The organism is Streptomyces daliensis, assembly GCF_054782395.1.
Genome location: NZ_BAAGSO010000031.1, coordinates 1 through 9733, shown reverse-complemented (window position 1 = coordinate 9733; position 9733 = coordinate 1). Strand labels below are relative to the sequence as shown.

Below are 9733 nucleotides of genomic sequence, written 5' to 3'. Positions count from 1 at the left end.
GGGGGGGGGGGGGGGGGGGGGGGGGGGGGGGGGGGGGTGTCTGTTGGGCGCGGGCGACAGCGGTGTGGTGCTGTGCGTGGTGCGCTGTGCGCTGTGCGCGGTGAGCCGCTGCGCCGGGGCGCGCGGTTCCACGGGGACGGGGCACGAGGTGGCGCGATGCGGTGCTCGCGTACCCGCTGCCGCCCGGCGCCTAGTTCATCTGGGCGATGCCGGTGGCGAAGGACGTGTCGCAGACGGGGCGCGAGAAGCGGTGGGCGCGGTGCGCGGCACCGTACTTCTTGACGGCCGCCCTGCCGAGGGCCTTCGCGATGGACGTGCAGTGCTTGGCGAGTGATGGCTTGCGGTTCATCTCCTTCTGGAGGCTCGTGAGCGCGGTGCTGGGGTTCTCCTCCTGGAGCTCGGCGACGAGGCGGTCGCGGAGAACGTCCTGCGGTGCGCGGGACTTCGCCTTGGACGACGCGTTCTCCGCTGACGCGGTCAGCACCTGGGACTCGGAGGGTGCGGTCGCCCAGGGAACGCGGGTGACCGCGAGGGTCCCCGAGAGGACGAGGACGACCGGCAGGACAAGGGCGAGGGATCGGCCGATACGGCGGGCTGCGTGGTTCACGGTCGCGATGGTAGCGAGCGGTAGTGATTTGGCGACATTTAGTCACTCTGTCGAGGGAAGAAAAGAGGGTGTTGTTCGAGAGTCGTGTTGACGTAGGGGCACGAAAAGGGGCCGTATCACCGTGAGTTACGGAGATACGGCCCCTTCGCGGGGTTGCGGTCGCTGCGCCGATCGGCGCCGTCACACGCGGCGCCGAGCCACGTCGGCCCGCCCGTCGACCGGGTCAGTCGCTGAGGCGCTCGCCGGTGGAGGTGGAGAACACGTGGGTCTCGCCGCCGCGCGGGACGACGTGGACCACGGAGCCCTTCTCGGGAACGGCGCGCCCGCTGACGCGGACCACGAGGTCGCGGGTCTCGCCGCCGACCTCGGCGGTGCCGTAGACGTAGCCGTCGGCGCCCAGCTCCTCGACGACGTTCACGGTGACCGGGACGCCCGCGGGCTGGTCCTTGGAGAGCCCGCTGCTCTCACCGTTGGTGAGGTCGAAGTGCTCCGGGCGGACGCCGACCGTGACCGTGGTGTCGCCCTTGTCGGAGGCGGCGCTCAGCGCCTCGCGGTCGACGGGTACGACGCTGTTGCCGAACTTCACGCCACCGTCGGTGATCGGGACCTCGACCAGGTTCATGGCGGGGGAGCCGATGAAGCCCGCGACGAAGAGGTTCGCCGGGCGGTCGTACATGTGGCGCGGGGTGTCGACCTGCTGGAGCAGCCCGTCCTTGAGCACGGCCACGCGGTCGCCCATGGTCATGGCCTCGACCTGGTCGTGGGTGACGTAGACCGTGGTGATCCCCAGACGGCGCTGGAGGCCCGCTATCTGCGTACGGGTCTGGACGCGGAGCTTCGCGTCCAGGTTCGAGAGCGGCTCGTCCATGAGGAACACCTGCGGCTCCCGGACGATCGCGCGGCCCATCGCGACACGCTGACGCTGACCACCGGAGAGCGCCTTGGGCTTGCGGCCCAGGTACTCGGTGAGGTCCAGGATCTTCGCCGCGTCCTCGACCTTCTTCCGGATCTCCGACTTCGGCACGCCCGCGATCTTGAGCGCGAAGCCCATGTTGTCGGCGACGCTCATGTGCGGGTACAGCGCGTAGTTCTGGAACACCATCGCGATGTCCCGGTCCTTCGGCGGCAGGTGGGTCACGTCCCGGTCGCCGATGCGGATGTTGCCCTCGTTGACGTCCTCGAGCCCCGCGAGCATCCGCAGCGACGTGGACTTCCCGCAACCGGAGGGTCCGACGAGCACGAGGAACTCTCCGTCCTCGATCCCGATGTCGAGCTTGTCGACGGCGGGCTTGTCGGAACCCGGATAGGTCCGGGTCGCCTGGTCATACGTGACCGTAGCCATGTTGTTGTCTCCTTCACCGGCAGGTACGTGCCGGACGATCCGTCGTAAAGGGAGGTGGTCCGCGGCGGAGGGGCGACATCAGAAGGTGTAGTCCACTGCCGCGAACTGCGGTGACGCTAACCCGCGCCCCCACCCCTTGTCAGCACTTCTGCGCGAACTCCCTCCGGGAGGGGCCGGGGGAGCCGGCGCGGCGCGGCTCTCCGGGGAACGGGCTCGCGGGGTGCGGGCGGTGGGTGGGTACACTGCACGGGCACGCATGCCGCCTTAGCTCAGCTGGTTAGAGCATCTGTCTTGTAAACAGAAGGTCGTCGGTTCGAATCCGACAGGCGGCTCTGGCGTCACCCACAGGGTGACCAGCACGAAGAAGCCCCAGCCGAGATCAATCCGGCTGGGGCTTCACTGCGTTTCGGGGGCCGTGCGTGAACGGTGCGTGAGCGGGCGTGCAGACGATCACTCCTCGCTGTCCTCCTCCGGCTCCTCCTCGGCGTCCTCCGGCTCGGCATCGTCCGGGATCTTCTCCGCCTCCGGTGCCTTCCGGGCCCGCGGCACCACCGAGACGACGCCCTCCGCGAGGGCCTCGTCCATCTCCTGGAACATCACCATGTACGTGTCGCTGGTGAGCTTGATCGAGGAGTGCCGCAGCTTCACCTTCGCGTCGTCGATGTCGCCGCCCGCGGCCTTCACCAGCCCCGCGCCCACATGCCGCAGGTCCCGCAGGTTCACCGGAGGCAGGTCCGTCTTCTCGCGGATGCGCTCGAACTCGTCCGACAGCGTCCGAGGATGCTCACCGGGCTCGGCTTCTCACCCGTCTCGTGCCAACGCGCCGCCCGCTCGTCCGTCCACAGCAGGCCCTTCGGGCGCTGGCCGCCGGTGAGTTCGACGTACTCGACGGCGTTGAACGTCAGCCCCGTCTTACGCTGCCTGACTATCGCCGCGTTCAGCGCGGTGCGCAGGCACGCCCGTATCCGCTGCTCCGTCGCCGGGCCGGTCAGCTTGCGGTACGGGGGCATCGCCTTCAGCTTCGCCCGCTCCCGCGCGAGCCAGGCCCGCTCGGCGGCCGAGGGCCGGGACCGCTTGCCCCACTTGCAGCGTCTCTCCTGCTCTCAGCGGGCATGGTTCTCTGCGGCGATGACCTCGTTGCGCTCGTCGATCCGGGCGACAACGTCGTCCATGTGCGGGACGCTCAGCCGGTTCAGGCGCACGTTCCCGATCAAGGAGCTGAGGTGGACGCGGATGATGCTCTCGTAGCCGGTGATCGTCTTCTTCGACTCCAGCCACATGTCCAGCCACTCGCCGACCGTGAGACGGGAGGGCAGGGACAGGCCCAGGTTCAGGCGCCGCCGGGTCTCCTCAACCTCCGGCAGCGGCGCCCGCGAGTCCTTGCTGACCTCTTCGAGGAGGTCGCCCAGAACGGTCTGCGCGTCAGTGTCGTCGTGCTCGGGCAGGGCGCGGACACGGTCCAGGGCCGTGGCGGGGCCCTTCGCTGTCTCGTACCCGGAGCGGGAGAAGGACCGTCGGCCCCCGTCAGCGCGCGCGGGCAGCTCCTGCCGCACCGCCCACACCCCATGCCGACGGGACGAGAGTTGCGGACACGAGCTGTTCAGCGCCAGCCCGTCCTCCCCTCGGCAATAGCACCGCCGATACGCCGAACCCTTCATTTGCCCTCCCTGGCGAAGGCTGTCTGTTCAGCGCGAGTGCTCAACGATTAGATCGACGAGTAGTCGGACAATCTCGCTCTTGTAAAACGCGTCTTCTCGGAGATGAGTGACATGCTCGGGGTTCTCGAACTTCAGAAGGTTGGACATGCGCACTACCTCACAACGGCGGAGGTCGCCGCGCGATACCGCACGGCCGCCAGCATGGTCCGCTATTGGCGGCACATCGGGTACGGCCCGAAGGGCATGAAGGTCGGGCGACGCGTCCTCTACCCAGAGGACTCGGTCGAGGAATTCGCGCGAACGCTCAAGGCGGAGCGTGCGTCGTGACGAAGCACACCACGCCCGGCCTGACGATCACCGAGCTGAAGAGCTACAACAAGCCCTTCATGCCGCTATGGCCCGACTTCGGGGCCTTGGCCTCGCAGGCGGAGTCCACGACCTACTAGCTCGCCCAGCAGGGGCGACTCGGAGTCGAGACCGTCCGTCTCGGGCGCATTCAGTTCGTCCGCACGACCGACGCGCTCGCCTTCTTCGGGCCTACCCGCGAGAACAACGGCATCGCCCCGGGGTCCAGCCGACGGCGTCTGTCGAGCGAAGCACCGCATCCACCAGCAAGTAGAGAACGGAACACGCTCATGAACCAGCTTCCTACGACGACTATGGCGTCGTCACCCCAGACCGCACAGCGCGTCCCCACCGCGCACGACGACCTTCCCATCCCCCACGCTCTCGTCCAGCCCGCGCCCGTCGGAGCCCGTCCTTGGACCATGACCCTGGCCGGAGGCGGCCAGATCGAGGGCCGCGGCCTCTCCTGCTGCGAGGAGTGCCAGAACGGCGAGCACGACGAGCAGAACCTCGACCCGGACCGGGCCCGGATGTTCCTGGTCGACCTGTGCCACACCTTCCACTGCGACGGATTCAAGGCCGACATCTTCGAGGACTGCCACGGCCGCTACACCGACACGCTCCTGGGCGCGCGGATGTATTGCTCCCCCTACGGGCACGCCCTCGAGGAGCAAGAACCGCTCGTCGACATCGAACTGGGCGAGGGCCGCCACGTCGAGAACCTCACCCCGGACGGGATGGCCACCTTCATCGCCAACCTGCGCGAGCAGGCCGACCGGCTCGACAACGTCCGCGTCCAGCTCGTCGCCGCCCGCGCGGAATGGAACGGCGAAGCCCCCGCGCTCGCCCCGCGACCGGCCGACGCCTGCCCCGTGGAGTGGTGCGACAGGACCGGTATCCACCAGGGGCATTGTGCCGAGGTCCCCGGCATCCCCGTCCCCGGCCCTCTCGGCCACGCCTACCTCGGCGCGGAACTGCTGGACGCCGACGACAACGGGCACGTGATCGCCGGGTTCGAGGGCGGAGGCGACTGGCGCGACCTGGACGCGGCCGGGCTCCGCGCGGAGATCGCGAAGATCCGCGCCCACCTGCCCAAGCTCACCGCTCTCGCCGACCAGCTCGCCGCCATCGAGGCCGACCATCACTCCGCCGATCTCGGGGGCGCCGCGTGACGAACGACCAGACGACGGTCAGGACGGCACACCGCGTTCTCGACGCGCAAGACGCAGCCTCCGCGCTCGCCGCCCTCTACGGTGTGCGCCCCTTGATCGCAGTAGGCGAGGCGGGCATCGGCATCGGCACGAGGAAGACGCGCGGCTTCCCGGAGCCTCTTGGCCACGACATCGGCGACCTGATTGGTGCCGACATGCAGCCGCACGTCGACTCCTCCCTCTTCGCGTCATGGCACGGCGAGGGCTCGCACGATGGGCGTTACGTCCAGGTGGCTGTGAGCATTCCGCCCATCGCGGACGGGAGCGGCCGGTGAACCCCAAGAGAACCTGAACGAGGCCATCGCCGCCTTCAACCGGGCCGGGCGCGCGGAACTCACCCTGGAGACGGGCTTGCGCCGACTCGGCCTGGACGGGGACGTGTACCTGTGCGGCGACACCCGCGTCCTCGCCATCTTCCCGCCGACCCGACGGCCTGACCTACGGGGGTGGGGCCCTCGCGGTCGAGTCCAAGGAGCCCATCGGCCCCGGTCTCTGGGAAGGACTCTCCCAGGACATGGCGGAGCACGAGCGCAGTCACAGCCTGTGGGTGCACACCGACACCCGTAGCCGGTGGGAAGCCCTACTCCTGCCAATGGCGGACATCGCCAGCATCCTCACCGACGGGACAGCTCCGGCCACGCTGGTGCCGCCGGGGAACTGGGTTCGGGCCGGGATCGACATGCCCGAGCGGACCGACAGCCAGGAGGCAGCCCAGCCTCCGCTGTACTCGCGACATCTGCCACGACGGGGACGCGCCCAGCACAGTAGCGATCCGCCGCATCCCCGACGGCGTCGCCGTCTACTGCCGCAAGCGCGAGGGCAACACCGGCTTCCTCGCCACCATCGGCTGGCGCGAGGCCGACCTGTTCGACATGCCGCTGGACAACCGTCCTCGAGACCATCCCGCTGCCGACACGTGGATTCCGTGCAACGAGCGCGGTCACAAGCGCGTCGCCCAGTACCTCTACCGCGACGAGCGCGGCGCCGTCGTCCACGGCGTCACCCGCTGCGAACACAAGTGCTTCGCCCAGTGGCGCCCCGCCGCCGACACCCGCTCCGGGCGCCGCTGGCGCCTCACCGACGAGCAGGGCAACCGGCTGTTCGCTCCGTGCCCGGCCTATGCCGTGGACGTGCGCGTCGTGCATTGACTCCCTTTCTTACCGCGTTGCCCGATGAGTTGGGCGAACGTCGTGTGGTCAGTCGAAGCGACCCAGAAGCGGTAGCTGTTCAGAGTTTCCTTACTGGATCAAGGGGCCCGCTGTCGCGGGTAGTGCGCTGGCGGCCTGTGGCCGTCGCACGCTCCTGTCTGCCGCCCCGCTCAGCGCGCCACCCGGAGCAGCAGCCCAACTGCCCTGAAAAAACGCCGGAACGAGGCGGCTCGCAGCACACGGGGCGCCGACAAGGACCGTGGCGCGGCGCCCAGGTCTCGTCGCGGTCTGCGGGCCGGTCCCGCCATCGCCCGGCGGTCGGCTGGGGCAACGCGGAGGCGTCTGCGGGTCAAAGACCAGAAGCCCCGAAGCGTGGCTGATGCCGGTGGGGGGCTGGGGTGCACACGTGCGGGTGCTCGGTCGTCTCTCCCGCCGTGGTGGCTGACTTTTCCCAGGCAAGGTGTCCCTCACTGTCCAGGTCCTCTCTCGTCTCGCTCCGTACGGTCGGGCCGAGGCAGTGAACGGGAGCACGACGAATGCCCCGGTACCATCGGCACCAGGGTCCTGAACAGGGACTCTTCACCGGACCACCCTTCTCCGGCCAAGGGTTGAGGGGTGGTCCGGTCTTGCGTATGCGGTTGTTCGGCGTGCTGCCCCTCAGCTCACGCAGAAGAGGGCGGAGTTCACGACCGAGCGCTCTTCCCGGCCTCCAAGGCACCGGTGTTCTCGGAGAGGAACCGCAGTGCGTAGCCCAGGCTCCGCACGTGTGACGCGGCCGACTGCAACCCCGGACCAAGCCCCTGCCGCACCTCGTACGCGATCGCATCGAGCCGGGCCCGCTTCCGGTACCACTCCGGAGCGCCGTGCCACAGGCCGTCGATCTGCTGGGACGCCACCGGCATCAGCGTTTCGATGTGGCCCACCAAGGTCTCGTGCAGCGAGTACAGCTCGCCGTACGGAGGCAACACCGATCGCTCGGTCAGGGCTCTGCTGATCGCTTCCTTGATCTCCTCTGCGTGCACCGGTCGGCCGCCCTCTCCGCGTTTCAGTGGCGTGAACGGGGAGACCGTAGACGCGGAAAGCGGGGCGGACCCGGAAGAAAATTCCGGGTCCGCCCCGCAACGTCGAGGAGGTGGTGGCTACTTGAGAGCGCCGAGGCTCAAGGCCAGTTCGCGAACGTCGCGGCGCTGGCTCCGTTGGCTCAGCCGACGCGCCAGATCGCGGGCGAACTCGTGCGCCCTCATCTGCTCGGGAGCGGTCGTGAACGCGCGCTTCAGATGCTTCGCCGCGTCGTCGGTCCGGCCAGCCTCACCGTAGGCCCGAGCTACGTCAAGACGCGCTCGCGCTCGCCGCTCTACCGGCAGGTTTCGGCCCGGCCGTACCCCCGGCGCTATGTCCACGGCATTCTGTACGTCTTCGAATTCCAGGGCCAGCGCCAGGCGGTGAATCTCCACGTTCGTCGGGCCGAAAGACGTCCACATCTCGTTGGCGTCCGTGCCGAGCCGTTCGGCGGCCTCGTGCGCCCGTCCCAGCATGTCATCAGCGGTCGACCGGTCACGCAGTCGCGCCGCAGCCACCGCGCCGTTCAGGAAGAGCGTCCCGTACAGCGACAGCGCGACTGGAGATGTCTTCCACCAGCCGAAGGGGAGATCCGCGGTGGCGTTGTGCGTGGCGTTCACGGCTTCTGCCGCCATCCCGGCGCCGAGCTGGACATGAGCGACGCACCGACGCAGCGCCAGCATGATGGCCGGGTCCGCCGTCTCGCTCGCGGCCATGTCGCCCTGGTCCGCAGCAGTCCAGGCCAAGTTCGTCTCACCGAGCTTGCGCAGGAACGCCGCCGTCACGTGACAGGTGAGCGCGAAGGACGTGAGTGCCCGGACCCGGTCCGGCCCTGCGGAATGCTCGTGCGTGGCTAGACGGGCATCCGCCAGCAGCGCGGGAAGACGCTCGCTGAGCCTGGCGTACTCGGAGTTCTGGAACAGGCTCCAGGCACCGTCAACCTCCACATCGAGGCGTTCCAGGCGCAGCGGCTCCCGAGTGTCGTACAGGGGGCCAGCCAGCCGCCGCGACTGCATCAGGGAGGCCCGGATGGCCGGGATGCTGCCCTTGTGGCTGTCGCGATCGTCCAGGAGCGCCGGGACGCCTTGCAGGTCCTCCACATGGACGCGAAGGGCTTCCGCCAGGTCCGCGAGCATCTTGACGTTGTTCACCGGGACCCGGCCGGACTCCACCCGGTACACCCAGTCCTCAGAGCGGTTCAGCAACTCGCCAAGTTGCCACTGGTGCAGGCCACGGCGCTCCCGGTAGAACCGCACACGCTTGCCGAACGGGAGATGGTTTGCCATGCCACGCACTGTGTGACCCCCTCACTCTGTGAGCCCGAGTGTCACATGCGTAGCGGTGTCGCGACAGGCGGCCGCGTCCCGGTCGGGCCGTGGGGATCTCGCTCGGTAGGGTCGAACCATGCCCGAGAACGAGCACGAACAGCGGATGGCGCGGCCACGCATGGCCGCAGGCGCCCTGTTCTTCGACGCCCAGGGCCGCGTACTGCTGGTCCGCCCCTCGTACAAGCCGATGTGGGAGATCCCCGGCGGATACGTCGAGACGGGCGAGTCCCCCTTGGCCGCGTGCCGCCGCGAGGTCCAAGAAGAGCTGGGCATCACACCGCCTATCGGGCCGCTGCTGGTGACCGACTGGGCCCCGCTTCCGGCCGAGGGCGACAAGGTCCTGTACGTCTTCGACGGTGGCGACCTCAGCCCGGACGCGGCGGCCTCGATCAAGCTCGCGCCGGACGAGCTTCTTGCCGCCGAGTTCCACCCGGTCGAAGACCTCGATCAGTTCTTGATCCCGAGGCTTGCCCGCCGCGTGAGGCGCGCTGTCAGCGCACGCGCTGACGGTCACCATGACTACCTCGAACACGGGGAGCCACCGGCCGCGTAGTGACTCACTGTGCCGCTCTCCTGACATCAGCGCTGACATCAACGACGGCACACGGCGCCCGTCAGCGCCGCCCCACCATCATCGCGCGGCGCAGCGCTCGCAGCCTTCACCAGGGCCCCGCCCGGATCTTGTAAACAGAAGGTCGTCGGTTCGAATCCGACAGGCGGCTCCGCAGGCCAGAGGCCCGCTCCGGGAGCCCGGGGCGGGCCTCTGGTGTGCCGTACAGCAGCGGGGTACAGCAACGTTGGTGATCACGGGGAGCTGGGCGCCTGCCAGCCCTTGGATTCAGGGCTATCGTCGCCGCACAGCACCTCGGACAGGGCCTTCTTGGTGATCACCTTTGAGAGGTAGCCGGAACCGAAGGCTATGTTCATCACCACGTACCAGAACTTCTCGGCGTTAGGCCGTTTCTGATGGCTCTTGGACGGTGTCGCGGAGCCATATGACGATGGCTGCTGTGGTGAGGGTGCCGTTGAAGATGT

General features: G+C 68.7%; 14 protein-coding genes and 1 tRNA gene. 7 read left to right on the top strand and 8 right to left on the bottom strand.

Annotated features, from left to right (window positions below):
- Positions 1–190: 190 nt before the first annotated feature.
- Both ACYVOO_RS07905 and ACYVOO_RS07900 read right to left on the bottom strand, forming a co-directional pair.
- Positions 191–607 carry a hypothetical protein gene (locus tag ACYVOO_RS07905; RefSeq protein WP_453344700.1) on the bottom strand — a complete coding sequence of 139 codons (417 nt, stop codon included), beginning with the start codon at positions 605–607 and terminating at the stop codon, positions 191–193.
- Positions 608–830: 223 nt separating this feature from the next.
- Positions 831–1949 (bottom strand): ABC transporter ATP-binding protein, encoded by a 1119-nt coding sequence (locus ACYVOO_RS07900; protein ID WP_461014918.1) that lies wholly within the window; start codon positions 1947–1949, stop codon positions 831–833.
- A 258-nt stretch (positions 1950–2207) separates the two neighbouring features.
- Here ACYVOO_RS07900 and ACYVOO_RS07895 point away from each other — a divergent pair.
- Positions 2208–2281 (top strand) — tRNA-Thr (locus tag ACYVOO_RS07895).
- Between the two features lie 118 nt (positions 2282–2399).
- Here the strand turns inward: ACYVOO_RS07895 and ACYVOO_RS07890 are convergent.
- The 3 genes from ACYVOO_RS07890 to ACYVOO_RS07880 all read right to left on the bottom strand — a co-directional run bounded on the left by ACYVOO_RS07890 (position 2400) and on the right by ACYVOO_RS07880 (position 3502).
- Positions 2400–2672 (bottom strand): hypothetical protein, encoded by a 273-nt coding sequence (locus ACYVOO_RS07890; protein ID WP_461014917.1) that lies wholly within the window; start codon positions 2670–2672, stop codon positions 2400–2402.
- Positions 2669–2959: a hypothetical protein gene (locus tag ACYVOO_RS07885; RefSeq protein WP_461014916.1), complete on the bottom strand. Its 291-nt coding sequence runs from the start codon at positions 2957–2959 to the stop codon at positions 2669–2671. Before ACYVOO_RS07885 ends, ACYVOO_RS07890 begins: the two co-directional genes overlap by 4 nt.
- A 93-nt stretch (positions 2960–3052) precedes the next feature.
- Positions 3053–3502 (bottom strand): tyrosine-type recombinase/integrase, encoded by a 450-nt coding sequence (locus ACYVOO_RS07880; protein WP_461014915.1) that lies wholly within the window; start codon positions 3500–3502, stop codon positions 3053–3055.
- 207 nt (positions 3503–3709) lie between these two features.
- Between ACYVOO_RS07880 and ACYVOO_RS07875 the strand changes: the two genes are divergently transcribed.
- From ACYVOO_RS07875 to ACYVOO_RS07855, 5 genes are all read left to right on the top strand, one after another.
- Entirely contained in the window at positions 3710–3934 is a 225-nt protein-coding gene (locus ACYVOO_RS07875) for a helix-turn-helix transcriptional regulator (protein ID WP_461014914.1), read from the top strand.
- Positions 3931–4053, top strand: a complete 123-nt coding sequence (locus ACYVOO_RS07870; protein WP_461014913.1) for a hypothetical protein — start codon at positions 3931–3933, stop codon at positions 4051–4053. Before ACYVOO_RS07875 ends, ACYVOO_RS07870 begins: the two co-directional genes overlap by 4 nt.
- Positions 4054–4242: 189 nt before the next feature.
- Positions 4243–5124: a DUF6907 domain-containing protein gene (locus ACYVOO_RS07865; protein WP_461014912.1), complete on the top strand. Its 882-nt coding sequence runs from the start codon at positions 4243–4245 to the stop codon at positions 5122–5124.
- Positions 5121–5438, top strand: coding sequence for a hypothetical protein (locus ACYVOO_RS07860; RefSeq protein ID WP_461014911.1), 318 nt, complete (start codon positions 5121–5123; stop codon positions 5436–5438). The genes ACYVOO_RS07865 and ACYVOO_RS07860 overlap by 4 nt, the downstream gene beginning before the upstream one ends.
- A gap of 597 nt (positions 5439–6035) precedes the next feature.
- Complete coding sequence (locus ACYVOO_RS07855; RefSeq protein WP_461014910.1) at positions 6036–6311, top strand: hypothetical protein; 276 nt, start codon at positions 6036–6038, stop codon at positions 6309–6311.
- Positions 6312–6994: 683 nt separating this feature from the next.
- Here ACYVOO_RS07855 and ACYVOO_RS07850 read toward each other — a convergent pair.
- Positions 6995–7333 carry a DUF6415 family natural product biosynthesis protein gene (locus tag ACYVOO_RS07850; protein ID WP_461014909.1) on the bottom strand — a complete coding sequence of 113 codons (339 nt, stop codon included), beginning with the start codon at positions 7331–7333 and terminating at the stop codon, positions 6995–6997.
- 117 nt (positions 7334–7450) lie between these two features.
- Entirely contained in the window at positions 7451–8656 is a 1206-nt protein-coding gene (locus tag ACYVOO_RS07845) for a helix-turn-helix domain-containing protein (protein WP_461014908.1), read from the bottom strand.
- A gap of 118 nt (positions 8657–8774) precedes the next feature.
- Here ACYVOO_RS07845 and ACYVOO_RS07840 point away from each other — a divergent pair, with 118 nt between their 5' ends.
- Positions 8775–9251: an NUDIX domain-containing protein gene (locus ACYVOO_RS07840; protein ID WP_461014907.1), complete on the top strand. Its 477-nt coding sequence runs from the start codon at positions 8775–8777 to the stop codon at positions 9249–9251.
- A 251-nt stretch (positions 9252–9502) separates the two neighbouring features.
- Here ACYVOO_RS07840 and ACYVOO_RS07835 read toward each other — a convergent pair.
- The coding region (locus tag ACYVOO_RS07835; RefSeq protein ID WP_461014906.1) for a hypothetical protein at positions 9503–9733 on the bottom strand (231 nt) is incomplete at its 5' end.

Coding starts and splice junctions, on each gene's coding strand:
- ACYVOO_RS07900 (WP_461014918.1), bottom strand. CDS start 1,949: ATGGCTACGGTCACGTATGACCAGGCGACCCGGACCTATCCGGGTTCC.
- ACYVOO_RS07885 (WP_461014916.1), bottom strand. CDS start 2,959: ATGCCCCCGTACCGCAAGCTGACCGGCCCGGCGACGGAGCAGCGGATA.
- ACYVOO_RS07875 (WP_461014914.1), top strand. CDS start 3,710: ATGAGTGACATGCTCGGGGTTCTCGAACTTCAGAAGGTTGGACATGCG.
- ACYVOO_RS07865 (WP_461014912.1), top strand. CDS start 4,243: ATGAACCAGCTTCCTACGACGACTATGGCGTCGTCACCCCAGACCGCA.
- ACYVOO_RS07855 (WP_461014910.1), top strand. CDS start 6,036: ATGCCGCTGGACAACCGTCCTCGAGACCATCCCGCTGCCGACACGTGG.
- ACYVOO_RS07845 (WP_461014908.1), bottom strand. CDS start 8,656: ATGGCAAACCATCTCCCGTTCGGCAAGCGTGTGCGGTTCTACCGGGAG.
- ACYVOO_RS07840 (WP_461014907.1), top strand. CDS start 8,775: ATGCCCGAGAACGAGCACGAACAGCGGATGGCGCGGCCACGCATGGCC.